Genomic DNA, 17,056 nt, shown 5'->3' on the forward strand with positions numbered 1-17,056 from the left:
AGAGAAGTGCTATACTATTATCTAAATCACCATAGGAGGGGTAAACTTGAAAAAACTTTTCATTGTTATTAGCTTATTATTGACGCTTGTTCTGTTAAGCAGTTGCGCTAATAAGAACGATATTAAGCCACCTGTTGAGGAAACTAAACCACAAGAAACTAAGCAACCACTTACTATTCAAGATTATTTTTCCTACAAAGAAAATACGAACTATGTGTATGAGGGAGAAGGGAATGAATATGCTTCATACAACGTTATGGTTGATTATATCGCAGGAAATCGTGTTCAGATAAGGTCTAATAACGGTGGAACTGAGATGATTAAGGTACTAGAAAACAAAGATGGTGAGCTGACCCAACCAATAGTGAGAGGGGAAGCCAATTATCGAGAGAATATAACCAGTAGCCCGAGTAATTATCAGGAAATCCTCTTGAAAGAACCGCTTGAAAAAGGAACTTCGTGGGTCTTGGCGGATGATAGAAAGCGATCAATTACTAATCTAGAGGTAGAGATAACCACCCCTTCAGGTACTTATAAAACCCTAGAGGTTACGACCGAAGGTAAGGATCATAAGACCCAAGACTATTATGCCCCAAATATTGGTCTCGTAAAAACAATTTTTACATCAGACGGATATGTAGTTTACTCTGCTTTAAGCAAAGTAGAGAATAATGTTCCATTAACTCAAACGGTAAAATTCTTTTATCCAAATCTAAATAATGATAAGCTCAATTATCTTAATAAGAAGCTTTCTTTTATGACGAATGATCTGACAAAAATTGTGTTTGAGAAGACATTTAAAGAACTGCCTAAAGGGGATATATCTAAGGTTTTGGGCCCGAATGTTAAGATTAAGAGTCTGTACTTAAATAAAGACGACGTGGTTTATATTGATTTTACTAAGGAATTGGTTAGCGAAATGAACGCAGGCTCTGGTTATGAAAGCATGATTTTACAGAGTATCACCAATACACTAGGAACCTATTACGGGGTCGACAAGGTCTATATAACTATTGAAGGAAATCCGTATTCGTCTGGGCATTATATGATGAATAAGGGTGAGTTCTTCAGAGTAGATCTAAAAAACAGTGTCGAATTTCATTGAGTCTCCCTTGACAAGTTCAACTAGATTTCAGATGGAGTAGAACACGAAATAGGTTCCTTTACTGGTGAGGTGAAGATGATTATGGCTTCGTGTGTTCGTTTCTTGCAATGTGCAGGGTTTCGATTTGACAGCTCCTCGTGGGAAGGACCGGAGACCTGGACAGCTCTGCGAAATAATGATTTATGGCAGACCTTTGAAGCGGTTCTCTCGCTTTGTCGATCGGAAAAAATTGAGTTTCTTTTTATAACCGGAGATTTATTTGAACAAGAGTATGTGCGCAAAGAGACCGTCGAACGGGTAGCTAGGTCGTTTGCTCAGTTAGAAGGGGCGAGAATTTTTATAACTCCAGGTAGGCGGGACCCTCTGATTTTAACGTCTGCTTACCGCCTAGCGGTTTGGCCGAGGAACGTGCATATATTCTCAAGTGGAGTTAGTAGTATAAAAATTCCTTCCCATAACCTCATAGTTTTTGGAGAGGGCTGGACAACTTATCATCAGGAAGGACCTTTTCTAAACGGTTTTCAAACGACGAGTGACGGTTCACTTCAGCTTATGCTTCTCCATGCTGAGGTGGATTCCGAGAAGAATACTGAAGGGTTTATTCCGATTCGGCAAGAGGAGATCGCTTCAAGTGGTTTATCTTACTTAGCCTTGGGAAAGCGAGAAGCTTGGAGCGGGATTCAGCAAGCCGGGGAAACATTCTGGGCAGATTGTGGTGCGCCTGAAGCCAGAGGTTTTCAGGATAATGGTCCTCATGGTGTGTTGCTAGGGGAGATAGGGAAAGAATCTTCTCGATTTGAATTCCGAGAACTTGGACAACGTAGTTATATTGAAAAGGATCTAACTTTTCAATCCCAAGCAGATTTTGAAAGGGTTGCTGCGATATTACTGGCAGAAACGAGCCTAGAAGATCGGCAGAAGAATTTATTTAGGTTTAAATTATCAGGAACAATATTCGAAGTTGAAGGAATGCTACAAACTGTAAAAAATCTTCTAGAGACTCAGTTTCGCTACGCTGAAGTTCTCTCCTTAGAACGAAAATCGTCGTCTCAATTTGAACGCGGGGTTTCGGTAGTGAAGAATAGTGAAGGATATCCTTCTCTAGCCCAAATATTCGTGCAGAAACTACAAATGCACTTGGTTGACGTGAAGGGCTCGGAGAACTCTCAATACTGGGAACTAGTACGAAAAATTGGACTAACAGCGCTGGGGCAGGGACGGGGATTCGATGAGGATTGACCGAATCAGAAGTGAAAATTTAGTAGGCCTGGGGAATGTCGACTGGATATTTTCCTCAGGTCCATTTCTGCTTTTATTTCAGAATAAAAGTATTCAGAAATTGTTTAGTGACTTACTGCTGACCCTATTCTACAATCAAAAAAAATCCGCTCCATTCTTGACGCAAAACCGAAATGGATTAATCGAAGTGTGGATGTCTGGAGAAAGTCATCACTTTTATCTGCGTCATGAATTCATCAAAAAGGATGATGCACTGGAGCAGCTTTCAACCTTAATGGATGAAACAGAACAGCCTGTTAATCTACCGGAATCAATGACTATTGGAGAGTATGTATTCAAGGTACAGCTTCATGATTTTCTGCGGGGAGGGATAGTGGATTGGCCGGAAACTGACCACAATGATTATCTATTCCGGCGCATTAACAACCTTCGCCAAGGAGGGGAGGAGGGACTTTCCTTAACGAAAGTGCGGGCTTCCATTCTGGGGGCGCAAAAGAGAGTGAAAGAGCAAAGCGAGAGTATGGCCCTTCTTAAGACCGAGTATGATGCTCTAAGGCATGAATGGGAAATAGCTTACCGCCAACAAGACAATCAACGATTGCTTCAAATCGATATCAAAAATTTATTGGAAAAAGAAATGATCTTAACTGAGAAAATTACGTCATCTGCCAATATTCAGAAGCGCTTAGAGGTTCATTCTCAAAACCCTGATTATCGTGAGTTGCTCCGACTGCAAGATGAGTTAAACCGGTTGGCAGAACGGCTGCAAGGTACAGAGACAAATTTGTGGGCCATTTCTTCTGAATCATGTGTAGATTGGGCGTTAATTGAGAGCTTGCGTGAAGAGTGCATGGAGTGGGCATGTCTGCAGAAAAACGTAGATCTCTTAGTTGCTGGTACTCAGCTGCGCACCAGACAAATTGCCGAGACTCAAAATTACCTCCAAACATCGGGATATAAGGGATTGTTGGAGGACGAAGATCAGATTCTGAGAAGGTCATTAGAAGCTAGGGATGTGGCTCAGGAGAAACTGAATAAACTCATTATTACAAAACGTGGACTTGATAAACTTCAAGTGATATTCTCACAAGAAAGTACTCGATTGGCGAATTTTGTAGTAATGGACGATGTTACAGAGGCAGATGAAATTAGAATTGCCCAACGAGAAAAGTATTTACAACTGTGGCGAAGCTCCAAACTTGCTAACACTCTGGATCGAACGATGCGTAAATGGTTAGGTTTGACAGGTATTGCAGGAATGTTATCGTCTCGTCTTCTCGATTACTACAAACGATACCAGGCCTCAAACTATCAGGAATTCACGAATCAACTGGAGGAATTTCGAGACCAAACAAAACGGGTTGAAAGCGTGAAGAAACAGGTAGAAAAGCTACAAAACAAAGTGAGGCAAGAGGAAAATCTACATAGAATTGTGCGTAGGCGCAATGAAGTCTTGCAACGAGCGTTTACTGCGGTCCATACCAAAGATTTTTCGGAATGGCTGAGGGGATGGGAAGACTATCGACAAAGAAAACATCAGCTATCCATAGAACTTAATGAGTTACAGCTTGAACTTGAAAAACAACAAAAAGAAGAAATAAAATTACTCAACTGCGCGGAACAACTGCGCAATAAGATACAGAATTGGCGAATACCTTCGACGGACAGAGAGGAAGTACTTGCGGCAGTATTAAACGTTGCTAGTCTACTAAGGGATAAGGATGAGATGGAAACAGAAGTTGCCGAGTTGTCGAAGAGGTTTTATGGCTTACTTGGTGATAGGAATATGGAACAACTTACCAAGGTTTTGGAACCTTTGGCAGAATTGGAACGCGAAATACGTCTTCCGAATGAAGAAAGGCTGGCAGAAATATCTGCTTGGCAAATAGAACAGAAGGAAATTCGCCAACGCCTAGCAGTTGCCAAACAACGTCTTCAGAGTACCCAGACATCTCAGTCGTTATCTGTTCTAGAGAAGAAGATAGATACAATGAAACACCAGTGGATGGCGTATGAGGACTTACGTCATGCCTTAGATGACGCGTATACCTTGTTGGAATTATCCTGGAGTGAATGGCAAACAAAGCACGAAAAGATACTCAGCATAGAAAAACAGTGGATTTTTGAGCATAGTTTCTCTGCGTCGACTCCAAAGTCCATAGAAGCTGAGACGTTAGCCAAAAGGAATTATTTTTCTTATCGTATGGCCGTCGCCCAATTAGTGCTTCGTGACAACACCGAGACCCCCTTGTTCTTCTCCGTTGGAAAGGTAAAGATTGTGGATAAGGATTTTTGGAGAGAAGTTACAGAATATCTTTATAAACTATCCCCTACCAGACAGGTGATTTTTAGTACGACGGATCTTAAATTGGGAGAGAAACTTTCCAGTAAAGGTTGGTCTCTTTTTTGCTTGCCACTTAGTTAATTTCGACTAATCCATTGAGTATTTTCACATTAGGTTGACAACCAAGGTAGAATAATAGAAAATAGTAGGGGATAAGTAATCACTATAATTGTTAGATAATTAAAAAAGTAATTTGGATTAAGGTAACCAATTAAACGAAGTGTTTTTGAAAAAGAATATAATATTATAGGGGGGTTCTATGAAAAAGGTCGAGGATTTACCAATGAGATATCTCGAAATCCTAAAAGCTAAGATATTCACAAAGAAGAACAAATCATGGAAATCTCCAAAAGTCATAGGAGGATCCATCGTTCTTTTACTTTTGATGGGAAGTGGAATGGTTTATCTTAATTCTACAACTTCAGCAGTCTATGTTGTCGTAAATGGCGAAAAGGTTGGTCTTGTCGCTAATCAAGATAAAGCTGGAGAAATGATAAAGCAGATTCTTTCTGAAAAGGGAGCTCCCTTGAGTACTGAGGCTAAGACCCATGATGATATTACGTACTCAACCGTTCGAATTAAGAATGCTGATTATCGTGCTCTTTCTAAAGAAACGTTAGCTGAGGACATTTCTTACTATGTTGATGGAGTCATGTTGACGGTTAACAAGGAACCTCTCTTAGTTCTGGCTAAAGCGGAAGATGGAGAGAAATTACTTAAAGATTTTCAAGATTTCATCGCTCAACCCAGTGATAAAAACCAAGTTTCCTCAGTCTCCTTTGAAGACGAAGTGGAGACGCAACCAGTGGAAGTCCCCTTAGACCAGGTCACTTCCTATGAGCAGGCCTTAGACAAACTTAAACAAGGAAATTTACAAAAAGTTGAATATACAGTTCAGGCTAATGATTCTTGGTGGCTCATTGCCCGAAAGAACGACATGAAAACGAAAGAAGTACTTGCTAGTAATCCAGGAACCACTGAGGATACCATACTTAAACTGGGTCAAAAAATTGTCTTGGACAAGGTTACCCCCTACATAACGGTAGTGAGTAAAGGAGTTCGAACTGAAACGGAGACAATTCCCTTTGAAGTAGTGACAAAGACGAATACGAGCTTACCGTATGGTCAAACAACAGTCAAACAAGCTGGAAGCGACGGAAAAAAGGAAGTTCAATATTCTTACGTCCAGAAAAATGATAAAGTGGTTTCTCAGACTGTTCAGGATGAAAAAATATTAAAGGAATCAGTCTCTCAAGTGATTGAGAAAGGGCCTCAACGTACTAATGTAGCTGTTGCCTACTCTCGGGGTAGTGGAAGCATTACCTCAGGACTTATTTGGCCGTTTAGGGGAAGAATTACGTCTTATTATGGATACCGTGGATCGGAGTTCCATACAGGTCTTGATATTGACGGTGACAAGGGAGATCCCTTTGTAGCTTCTGGATCAGGTACCGTTGTAAGTGCAGGATGGAATGGGAACTATGGTAACACGATTCTCATTGATCATGGAAATGGAGTTATGACTCGTTATGCTCATGCTTCTAAGCTGCTGGTCTCTGCAGGAAATTCTGTTTCAAAAGGTCAGACAATTGGCTTGGTAGGCTCAACGGGTCGTTCTTCTGGTTCACACCTACATTTAGAAGTGATTATTAATGGAAGTCAAGTCAATCCAATCGGTTACCTCCGCTAAATCTTAACGCAGAATTTTAAAAGGCTTAGGCACCATTAAAAAGTGTGCCTAAGCCTTTTTTGTGCTAGTCAGCAAGAATTACTATCCGGAAATCATTGCCCGCCATAAACCCCCATACCCCTATAAGGTATACAAGAAATTACCTTTGTAAATTCTCTAAAAAAATGATAAATATATACATATAAAAATAATACGTATGGGGGGTATGGGGGCATATGAGCGAGAGTATTTCGCGTAGAACATTCTTCAAGAGAACTACTGCTGCTGGCTTACTTGGAGCTTTGGCCGCTACTGGCCTAAGCAAACCTGTTCAGGCTGCAGGACTAAGTAATGAAAATTGGGTACCTTGATTGATTTAACGAAGTGTGACGGGTGTAAAAATTATAAAACACCACTTTGTGTTGAAGCATGTGGCAAGCATAATCAAGCAAGATTTCCTGAACCGCAAAAACCACTAAAAAATTACTGGCCACAGAAGAAAGTAGAAGACTGGTCCAACAAAAGAGATCTAAAAAGTCGCCTAACTCCCTATAACTGGACATTTGTTGACCATGTTAAAGTTGAGCATAATGGTATTGAACAAGAGGTTTATGTTCCACGACGTTGTATGCACTGCGATAATCCGACCTGTTCAAAGCTATGCCCCTTTAGTGCGATCACTAAAGATCAAACGGGAGCCGTGTCCATCGACGATGAACTATGTTTCGGAGGGGCTAAATGTCGGGATGTATGTCCTTGGGGTATCCCTCAACGCCAGGCTGGAGTAGGTATCTACCTAGATATTGCGCCGGATTTAGCCGGTGGGGGGGTCATGTATAAGTGTGATATGTGCGTAGACTTTTTAGCAGAGGGTAAAAAACCTGCTTGTGTGAGCGCTTGTCCGAAGGGTGCCATCTCAATTGGTCCAAGAGAAGAGGTGAGAACCCTGGCTTATAAAAAGGCAAAAGAAGTTAAGGGCTATATTTACGGGGATAAAGAAAACGGAGGGACTCCCACCTTATATATTTCTGCGGTTCCATTCGAGAAAATTGATGTTGCGATCAAGGCTGACAAAGCGAGCAAGAAAGATATTTCTCCCGGCCGACCGGGTATGCCTGTTAATGTAGAAAATTATCTTTCCACTGGCAAAGGTATGTTTTTGAGTTCAATAATGGCGACCTTCGCAGGTGCAGCTGTTGCTGGAATTACGGCATATCGAATTATGAAAGGGGATAAAGCAATACGATCCCAGAATCACCAGAACGAACAACGAGAGGAGCATAACAATGGCGAAGGAATTGAATAATCCAAAGCAAAGCAAAATTATAAGACAAACCATGGCCAATCGGTTTGTCCACTGGACAACAGCCCTCTCAGTTACACTGCTTATTATCACAGGTTTAGGGCAACTACCGCTGTACACTCGGTACAATGTTACAAAATTACCAGGAGCACTATGGCTCGGCGATTATTTTATCACCATTAACCTTCATTATCTGGGCGCGTTTGGGCTATTATTTGCCGCAGCGTTCCATATTGTTTATGCATTCGCTCGCCGAGAATTTGATATTTTCCCACGTACACACCTGAGTGGAGAGGGTTTCTGAGAGTTATTTTCCCTTGAATTCAGGTTTTCTCTTTTCTAGAAAGGCAGTAACCGCTTCACGTAAATCTTCTGTACCGCAGCAATAGGTTGATTGTGCCTGTTCGAAGAGTAATCCTGCTTCAACGCTGCTTTCGTTGGCTAAATTGATCCCTTTCTTGGCAAAGCGAATCCCTGCTGGAGGAAAACAGGCCATTTTATTGGCCAGCTTCATCGCGCGCTCATTAAGATCTTCTTTCTTAACCATTATTTCTACCAAACCAATCCGCAAGGCTTCCTCGGCATCAATCTCTTCACAACCCATAATTAATCGCTTAGCTTGGCCAATACCTACCAGATGGGTTAAGCGAGTTGTCCCCCCCATATCGGGTGATAAACCAAAACGCACTTCTGGAAGAGCAAATCTTGCATTATCAGCGGCTATGCGTATATCGCAGCCAAGAATAAGTTCTGTAGCAGATCCATAGCACAGACCGTTTACGGCTGCGATTACTGGGATGGGGAGATCCTGCCAGAAGGAGTACAGTTTCTGTAGCCAGACTAGATTATCCATAATAAATTCAGAACTAACACCCTTCAAGAACTTGAGGTCTATCCCGGCGGAAAAGTTTTCGCCGTTGGCATTGATAACGATTCCCCCCAAGGTGCGGTCTGAAGTGATCTCCTTTTGGATTTCCTCTAATTCATAAAGGAAGTTGGTGCCTACCAAATTAAAGCCCTGAGCATTATCCAGGGTTATGATGCCGATTTCCCCATCTCTCTTAAAGGCTAAATAATTTCCATAGCTCATTTTATTTCCCCCATCCCCCAAATTTTAGTATACTTAACTTGTACTGTAATCTATTTTGACAGAAAAATCTATGCTATTTGGACTTTAAAGCAAAATAAATGAATTTATATTCATTTATTTTGCTTTAAAGTCTTACTTACTATTGATAACACGCTTGTAAGCTGTAAAATTAGAAGATAATGAACGATTCTACTAGACAATTTTTGTTCATAAACATGTCACAATTATTATAAGCAGCAATGATAAACTAAGAGAGATGAGAGGACGGTGGGACTTTTTGAATAAGTATCTATTGATTGCCGATGATAATGAGGGAATTCTGGATATACTCAAAACCTATGTCACCAAGGAAGGCTTTTTTCCGATTATTGCCCATGATGGAGAAGAGGCTGTCCAGAAATTTGAGGAATATAAGCCTATACTCATGTTGCTGGATGTCATGATGCCTAAAAGGGATGGTTTCGCTGTTTGTCAGGAAATCCGTAAAACTTCAAATGTTCCGATTATTATGATCACCGCTAAAGGGGAGGATGGAGACCGCATTATGGGTTTGGACATTGGTGCCGATGACTATATCGTAAAACCGTTTAGTCCAGGTGAGGTGATGGCTCGGATCCGAGCAGTTTTAAGGCGCCTCGATTTACCTGAAGAACAAAGAGGGGATATTATCGTGTATCCTGGTTTGACGATTAATTTGACAGACTACGAAGTGATGGTATCTGATAAGCCCGTCAACCTTACTAAGAAAGAAATTGAGATTTTTTGGATTTTAGCTTCCAACCCTGGGAAGGTGTTTTCAAGGGATAATCTATTAAACAGTGTCTGGGGATATGAGTATTTTGGAGATGCACGTACCGTAGATACCCATATTAAGAGATTAAGATCGAAACTAAACATCTCTGAAATAGATAGCTGGGATATAAAGACCATTTGGGGTGTTGGGTATAAATTTGAGGTAAAGCATGTTGAAAAATAGCATTGCCTACAAGTTAACAGCGGGATTTGTAGTTATAGTACTCATATCCATGCTTGCCATTGGGATATTCTTTATTCAAATGTTTAAACAATATACCTTTGACAGTAGGGAAAAAACAATGCTCTCCAATGCGCGTAGTATCTCAGAGGTAGCGGCCGATTATTTACAAGGGAATAGTAAGATGCTGGGTTTTAATGGCTATATGCGCTCGCTTGATACATTGACTGAGTCAAATGTTTGGATTACTGACAGTGAGGGAAATCTATCGATGATGTCTGGCCGGGGACAAGGTATGGGACAAGGTATAGGGCCTAATATGAGACAAGGTATGGGGGCCGGACTTAGGCAAGGCACGGAGGCAGAATTCGGAAAGGGTTTCACGAAAAACTCAGAGCCTTTACCGAAGGAAGCAGAAAACGTTATCCGTGAGGTCTTAGCAGGAAATGAATCTGTCAGTGAAAGTTTTAGCAGTGTTTATAATGAAGCTACCATAACTGTCGGTGTCCCCATGATAGATTCTAACCACAAAATTATTGGCTCAGTGCTGCTTCATTCTCCAGTCACAGGGGTTACAGATACACTAAACAGAGCAATAAGTATTCTCTCGTTAAGTCTTCTCTTGGCGTTGTTTCTGGCAGTAGGGTTAGGGATTTTTTATTCCCTGCTCTTTACCCGTCCTTTGAAAGCCATGAATCAAACAGCTCTGGAAATAACTCGGGGGAATTATTTGGCACGAACCGGTGTGGATCGGAAGGATGAATTAGGACAGCTTGGAAATTCCCTTGATCTCTTGGCTTTAGAGCTTGGTTCTACGATTAACCAGCTTTTTCAGGAGAAAGGAAAGCTTAAGGATATTATATCGAGTATTTCAGAAGGGATTATTGCCTTCGACACAATCCTTGAACCTGTGAGCGTTAATACAGCACTTTCGAAGATTATGAATCGACCTCATCCTTATTCCATAGAAGCGCTAAAGAAGGACCTCGAGGATTTAGGAATTTGGACACAAGTTAGCAGAGCCATGGAGGAAAAGAAGCCTTTACAAGTCCACAAAGATTGGCAGGGCAAAAAGCTGGTCTTTACCTTTTCTCTTATTGTGGACAATCACGCTACAATAACCGGAATTGTGGCGTTGGTTCAAGATATCAGTGAAAGAGAGCGCCTTGATCAATTTCGCCGTGATTTTGTAGCTAATGTGTCCCATGAATTCCGTACGCCACTAACCGTCATCCGTGGTTCTTTAGAAGCAATGGTCGATGGAACTGTTGTAAAAAACGAAGAGATAATGCGTTACCACGAGAGGATGCTTTCCGAAACACGTGGGTTAGAACGTTTAGTGGGGGATTTATTAGAGCTTTCTCGGCTTCAATCAGGTAAAATTACGATCAATCAAGAAAGGATTCATATTCCCAGCCTATTGGAAGATGTCGTTAAGAGTCTACAGACTATTGCTGATAAAAAGGGTATTAAGATTGAGTCTCTCTCTAACCAAGATCTCCCACCATTTTATGGGGATTATGATCGCTTACGGCAACTGTTTGTGATATTCTTGGACAATGCCATTAAATATTCTCCTCAAGACACTAAAGTTTCCATTGATACGAGCTTACCGGAGAGTAAAACTTTATTATTTAGTATTCGAGATCAAGGATATGGAATTGATGCAGATCAACTGCCACAGATCTGGGATCGCTTTTACAAAATCGATAGTTCTAGGAAGGGGAGTGGTACAGGACTAGGCTTAGCAATTGCCAAGCACTTGATAGAGCTTCAAAATGGCATGGTTTCTGTACAGAGTGAACTTAATAAGGGTACGGTAATAGAGATTAGGTTGCCATTGCAGTGAATTGAGTTGCAATAGTTGAATTGCGGCTCTTTTTCTGATTAGTTCAGAAGGATGTTTCCTCTTGTTAACTTAACATGTAGAATGGAAAGTTATGAGACATGCCTGCATATATATAGTTAGCATTGTGGAGGAGGAATCTCTAATGGATTTTATGTATACTTTACCAGCTGTAATAGCTCTTGGGGCCCTGCATTCTTTAGAACCTGGTCATGGTAAAGGGATTATCACGGCATACCTCATTTCATCAGGTGCGAAAATCAAAGATGCCATCGCGATAGGTTTAATTTCAGCGCTGGCTCATACACTCTCGATTACGTTGATAGCCGTTTCAGCTTCGTCGGCAGTAAAGGTAATTGTGCCTGAAAATCTAATTCATTGGTTCCAACTTATTTCTGGGATTGTCGTCATTTATATTGGACTAAATATTATGATGCGAAGATTTTTTAACTATCAAGAGGCAAGACATAAAACAAGTAAGTCACAAATAAATGAATGCTCGAGCCATTGCAACCACCATCATCATTTAGAGCCTCATGCTGTTCCTTCCTCACGCTCAAATCTGTTTTTGACAGGTTTTTTTACCGGTATCATCCCTTGCCCAAGTGCCTTAGCAATTCTACTAGCAGCAATTTCGGCCGACAAGATTCCCTTAGGGTTAGGACTAGTAGGTGCCTTTTCGATCGGCGGTGCTATTACAATGGTCGCAATCGCAGTGTTTGTGGTGCGCGCCAGTCATACCATCAAAAAACTGGAACGATGGCAGGTTGTCAATCGCTTAGCCATGGTCTCTGCTTTCTTAATCATCTTTCTTGGTGGAACTGTAATCCTTCAATCTCTCGGACGAATGGGAATTTCAGCGGGGTTCTAAAATCAAATTATCTTAATCGTAAGAAAGTGAGCTCAATGCTCGCTTTCTTTATAAGTGATTATAAGTTAATTATAACTTGACGAAGTCAATTTTAACTTAATAACATTTTAAGTATTAGAAATATTTGAATATTTACCAAGATCTAGCCATGTTACATTTAAGTAATCGAGAGGTTAATACCCGTATGATAATTGGCTAGAAAATTGCATGTTTAAGAATAATGTTAGAAAAAGTAAAGAGAGGTGTAGAGACTTGAGATCACGTAATTGGCGAAATATGTTGCCATTGATTTATGCAGTTATTATGGTCGCCATCGGTTTTGTATTTAAGGATACCAGTTATGCTTTTAGCTTATTTTTTTTGAGTATGCTTGGCTTGCTTGCAATTCTCTTATATCAAGCCCATCAAACCTCCAAACTACTAGCTTTATCCATTGAAACTTTAAAGAGGGGATCCTTAGGGGATTATTTGATTTTGGAGAAGGGAGTTACTGCAGTTAGAATGCTCTTGGAAGAGTTAACCCGGATTAAAAAAAGTGGGAATACTGACAGGTTGACGGTTATTGAAATACAAAAAAGGCTTTTAAGTCAAAACGAACAGATCTTAGCCTTGAGTTCCTTCTGGGAACCTAATGCGTTTGACGGATGCGATGATCAGTTTCGAAATAATGAATTTTACGACAACGGTCGTTTTACTTCCTACATATATTGGGAAAATGGCGAGATTGAAGTGACAGCTCTCAAAAATGTCTATGATGAAGCATGGTATTCCATCCCGAAAAAGACAGGTAAGATTTCAATTTTGGAGCCATATGAATATGAGCTAAATGGGAAGTCTATTTTGATGACCAGTATTATGTTGCCTATTATCATACAGGGGAAATTCGTAGGCACAATAGGGACTGATATTGAATTGAAAGAAGTTAAAGAGATTCAAAGTGATGTGGTGTTTTATGACAACCCATTCAAGAAACTTAACGTTGAGAATAGTATGGAATCTTTCATGAAACTAAATAATGAGTTTAGAATCCTCGGCCAAGTAATCCATGCCGCAAATATGAACCAAAGAGAGATTTTAAAGCACTTATCTCAAACTGCTCGTCAAGTGTCCAATACTTCTGAAGAACTGACGTCTATTTCTCATCAATCGGCCATTGCTGTTGAAGAGGTGGCCAAGACGATTGAACAAATCGCTGGTAGTGCCACTGATCAGGTTAGGGATACAGAAAATGGTGTTCAGCAAATGATTGAATTAGGGGAAATAATCCACAAGGATCAGCAGAATTTATACGATCTTAATAATTCTATTGAGATTGTTGAGACGATGAAGGATGAAGGCAGTATTGCCATTAAGAATTTAACGGAAAGGACAGAAGAAAGAGATCATTATACGGTACGAATCCAAGAACGTATTATCGAAACTAATCAGAGTGCAGTAAAAATTCATTCCGCTAGTCAGATGATTCAAGCGATCGCAGATCAAACCAATTTATTGGCTTTGAATGCAGCGATCGAGGCGGCACGCGCAGGTGAGGCGGGAAGAGGCTTTGCAGTAGTGTCTGAAGAAATTAGGAAGTTAGCAGAACAATCAGCTCAATCGACAAGAGAAATTCAGAGGATCGTTCAAGAATTAGAAGCAAATTCTCAAAATGCAGTTGACGTCATCGCTAAAAGTTCTGCGATTGCGAAGAAACAAGAGGAAAGTATAACAATAACCATTGAACGGTTTAAGGGTATAGCAGTTGCGATCGAAAAGACAAAAATCATTATTTCCACTTTAAATAACTCTGGGAATGAAATGGATAAGAAAAAAGATCATATTATTGAGATTTTAAAGACTTTAGCTAGTATCGCTGAAAGCAATGCAGCTAGTACTGAGCAAGTTTCCGCTGCATCCGAGGAACAAGCTGCATCTATGCATGAAATTGCTAATGCCAGCCAAGGGTTATCTCAGCTTGCCAACGAGTTACGGCAATCCATTGATAAGTTCACAGTTCGATAATAAGGTTAGAGTCTCTATTCTTTGGCAAAGAGAATGGAGACTCTTTGCGTTGGAGTACGTGCTCTTGAAAGCTCAAGCCTACAATATTGACCTCGCCTAGATAAGGAACTATAATAATATTAGGAATGGATATCAATTATCAGTGAATTAGGATGATCCTCTCAATCCCGGCCAAGTGTGGCCGGGATTTTAGCATTCTTTGATCACCTTACATTGCTCGAAACCAAAGTGCGAGAAAATAATAGTTGACACTTTAAAGAGGATTTTGTATAATTAGTTTAAGGAAATGATAATCATTATCAATCACTGAGAAATCACTGAGAAATCACTGAGAAATCACTGAGAAATCACGCTGCATAAATAAATGAGAAAAGAGGTAGACAATATGACATTGGATAAAGTGAAAAGAGGACAATCCTTTACAATCAGTCAAATACCAAGTGAAAGTGTTAGGTCTCAAGCCATCCGTTTTGGGATCGCTACTGGAGAGTGCGTTACCTGTGAAGAAGTCATTCCTGCTGGCCCAATTGTGATCCGCAAAAATAGGCAGTTGATCGCTTTGGGAAGAAATTTAGCTCAAGAAATCAAAGTTGATTTAAACTAGGAAGTAGGGGATGGAAAAATGTCAAATTGTCATAGTTGCAGTGTTAAAATAGATTTACCGGAAGGCGCAAAGCGCATTGTTTTAGTAGGAAATCCCAACTCAGGTAAATCGGTTTTCTTTAATCATCTCACGGGTATTTATGTTGATGTTTCAAACTATCCTGGAACAACCCTGGAAATCTCACACGGGCTTTATCAAAAAGATGGGATTATTGATACACCGGGTGTCTATGGAATCTCATCGTTTAATGATGAGGAACGAGTAGCCCGAGATGTGATTTTATCAGCGGACATAGTTTTAAATGTTGTAAATGCACTTTACCTCGAACGCGATTTATTCTTAACTCAGCAGGTGATTGATACAGGGGTCCCAGTTATCGTGGCTTTGAACATGTCGGATGAAGCGGAAAAAGAGGGCCTGAAGATTGATCATCAGATTTTGAGTAAGTTACTAGGAGTTCCAGTAATCCCTACTGTCGCTATCAAGAAAAAGGGTTTAGAAGATCTTAAGGCAAACCTTTATCAGGCTCGTCCAGGACTATCCGATCCAGATCTTCAGAAACAATTGGATCTAGTCAATCAGCAAATCAGCCGCGGTGAAGCGTTATTAATCCTAGAGGGAGACGAAACAATTGCCCAGCGCCATGGTCTAAAGCCCATGGATCAGCGTGAAGACATTTATGCTAAGCGTCGTATGCGCGTCAATGATATTGTAGAACATTCGGTCCAAGATGTTAGAACATATTCTAAGCTTTCTAGTACCTTGAGTCGATTGATGATTAAACCACTAACAGGCATACCTATTTTATTAATAGCACTTTATGCAATGTATCAAATTGTTGGTGTTTTTGTGGCTGGCACAGTCGTTGGTTTTACTGAAGAAACGATTATGATCGGATACTATGAAGCGTTTATGCGTTCGCTGATTGGGAGCTTTATCGAAGATTCTTCTATTTTAGGAACCATATTAATCGGAGAGTTCGGAGTATTAACCATGACATTTACGTATGTCTTTGGCTTGTTACTTCCTCTGGTCGCTGGTTTTTACCTCTTCTTAGCGTTGTTTGAAGACTCCGGCTATCTACCTAGAATTGCGACCCTCGTTGATCGGATGCTTACGAGTATTGGCCTGAATGGACGGGCAATAATCCCGTTAATTCTGGGGCTGGGGTGTGTAACTATGGCGACGATCACTACCAGGATGCTTGGATCAGAACGGGAAAAACGAATTGCTATTTTTTTACTAGGGTTAGTTATACCTTGTTCGGCCCAACTAGGAGTTATTGCTGGTATGTTAGCGTTTGTAGGACCGGCCTATGTCGCACTTTACGCCTTAGTGATCTTAGCGGTACTGGCAATTGTAGGAAAGATTATGAACGCAGTGCTTAAAGGGCAATCATCTGACCTGTTAATCGACCTTCCACCCTTACGTCTTCCACGCCTAAAAAATGTAATCACAAAAACCTCCCTGAAAACTTATCAGTTTATTAAAGAGGCATTTCCACTTTTTGCCCTGGGTGCATTTATTGTGAGCATACTCCAAGTCGGAGGAATACTAACTTATTTACAAAATGCCCTCGCTCCATTAACCGTGAGTTGGTTAGGATTACCAAAAGAAACCTCGACAGCTTTTATTATGGGTATCGTACGAAGAGATTTTGGAGCAGCTGGATTATCAGATTTGATGCTTACTCCACTACAAACCGTAATATCTCTGATCACTATTACCTTGTTTGTACCTTGCATAGCCTCGATTATCGTAATCTTTAAAGAACGCTCTAAAAAGGAAGCGGCTGTTATGTGGTTAAGTACCTGGATCATTGCCTTTCTGGTGGGAGGAATTGTTGCTCAATTAGCTCATCTGATTGGTGGCGGCGAGACCTCACTTGAAGCACTGATCGTGGCTGGTGTCATATGGGCAATCGTGGGTATATCCATAGTCGGGCTAAATCTATATCAAAATAGTCTATCTCGTGCTAAGCCGTCAAGTGTCGGCCAATAAGGAAACGGCT

General features: G+C 40.7%; 12 protein-coding genes and 1 pseudogene. 12 read left to right on the forward strand and 1 reads right to left on the reverse strand.

Features of this window, described 5'->3' with window-relative positions:
• Positions 1 to 46 precede the first annotated feature (46 nt).
• From ACYQ3Q_RS15185 to ACYQ3Q_RS15210, 6 genes and pseudogenes are all read left to right on the forward strand, one after another.
• Positions 47 to 1,105, forward strand: coding sequence for a GerMN domain-containing protein (locus ACYQ3Q_RS15185; RefSeq protein ID WP_459929382.1), 1,059 nt, complete (start codon positions 47 to 49; stop codon positions 1,103 to 1,105).
• Positions 1,106 to 1,180: 75 nt separating this feature from the next.
• Positions 1,181 to 2,344, forward strand: coding sequence for a metallophosphoesterase family protein (locus tag ACYQ3Q_RS15190; protein ID WP_459929595.1), 1,164 nt, complete (start codon positions 1,181 to 1,183; stop codon positions 2,342 to 2,344).
• Complete coding sequence (locus ACYQ3Q_RS15195) at positions 2,334 to 4,769, forward strand: AAA family ATPase (RefSeq protein ID WP_459929383.1); 2,436 nt, start codon at positions 2,334 to 2,336, stop codon at positions 4,767 to 4,769. Before ACYQ3Q_RS15190 ends, ACYQ3Q_RS15195 begins: the two co-directional genes overlap by 11 nt.
• 178 nt (positions 4,770 to 4,947) lie before the next feature.
• Positions 4,948 to 6,378 carry a peptidoglycan DD-metalloendopeptidase family protein gene (locus ACYQ3Q_RS15200; RefSeq protein WP_459929384.1) on the forward strand — a complete coding sequence of 477 codons (1,431 nt, stop codon included), beginning with the start codon at positions 4,948 to 4,950 and terminating at the stop codon, positions 6,376 to 6,378.
• A gap of 215 nt (positions 6,379 to 6,593) precedes the next feature.
• Positions 6,594 to 7,663, forward strand: a pseudogene (locus tag ACYQ3Q_RS15205) (4Fe-4S dicluster domain-containing protein).
• On the forward strand, positions 7,644 to 7,964 hold the full coding sequence (locus ACYQ3Q_RS15210) for a cytochrome b/b6 domain-containing protein (RefSeq protein ID WP_459929385.1): 321 nt from the start codon (positions 7,644 to 7,646) through the stop codon (positions 7,962 to 7,964). The pseudogene ACYQ3Q_RS15205 and the gene ACYQ3Q_RS15210 overlap by 20 nt, the downstream one beginning before the upstream one ends.
• Positions 7,965 to 7,967: 3 nt before the next feature.
• Here the strand turns inward: ACYQ3Q_RS15210 and ACYQ3Q_RS15215 are convergent, their stop codons facing one another.
• On the reverse strand, positions 7,968 to 8,750 hold the full coding sequence (locus ACYQ3Q_RS15215) for an enoyl-CoA hydratase/isomerase family protein (RefSeq protein WP_459929386.1): 783 nt from the start codon (positions 8,748 to 8,750) through the stop codon (positions 7,968 to 7,970).
• A gap of 277 nt (positions 8,751 to 9,027) precedes the next feature.
• Between ACYQ3Q_RS15215 and ACYQ3Q_RS15220 the strand changes: the two genes are divergently transcribed.
• From ACYQ3Q_RS15220 to feoB, 6 genes are all read left to right on the forward strand, one after another.
• The gene (locus ACYQ3Q_RS15220; RefSeq protein ID WP_459929387.1) at positions 9,028 to 9,726 is read left to right on the forward strand and encodes a response regulator transcription factor; all 699 of its coding nucleotides are present in this window, start codon (positions 9,028 to 9,030) and stop codon (positions 9,724 to 9,726) included.
• On the forward strand, positions 9,713 to 11,572 hold the full coding sequence (locus ACYQ3Q_RS15225; RefSeq protein WP_459929388.1) for a HAMP domain-containing sensor histidine kinase: 1,860 nt from the start codon (positions 9,713 to 9,715) through the stop codon (positions 11,570 to 11,572). The genes ACYQ3Q_RS15220 and ACYQ3Q_RS15225 overlap by 14 nt, the downstream gene beginning before the upstream one ends.
• A 142-nt stretch (positions 11,573 to 11,714) precedes the next feature.
• On the forward strand, positions 11,715 to 12,440 hold the full coding sequence (locus ACYQ3Q_RS15230; protein ID WP_459929389.1) for a HoxN/HupN/NixA family nickel/cobalt transporter: 726 nt from the start codon (positions 11,715 to 11,717) through the stop codon (positions 12,438 to 12,440).
• Positions 12,441 to 12,692: 252 nt separating this feature from the next.
• Positions 12,693 to 14,441 carry a methyl-accepting chemotaxis protein gene (locus ACYQ3Q_RS15235; protein WP_459929390.1) on the forward strand — a complete coding sequence of 583 codons (1,749 nt, stop codon included), beginning with the start codon at positions 12,693 to 12,695 and terminating at the stop codon, positions 14,439 to 14,441.
• 385 nt (positions 14,442 to 14,826) lie between these two features.
• Positions 14,827 to 15,045 carry a FeoA family protein gene (locus ACYQ3Q_RS15240; RefSeq protein ID WP_459929391.1) on the forward strand — a complete coding sequence of 73 codons (219 nt, stop codon included), beginning with the start codon at positions 14,827 to 14,829 and terminating at the stop codon, positions 15,043 to 15,045.
• 18 nt (positions 15,046 to 15,063) lie between these two features.
• The gene (gene feoB / locus ACYQ3Q_RS15245; RefSeq protein ID WP_459929392.1) at positions 15,064 to 17,046 is read left to right on the forward strand and encodes a ferrous iron transport protein B; all 1,983 of its coding nucleotides are present in this window, start codon (positions 15,064 to 15,066) and stop codon (positions 17,044 to 17,046) included.
• Positions 17,047 to 17,056 lie beyond the last annotated feature (10 nt).

Source organism: Desulfosporosinus burensis (assembly GCF_054657535.1).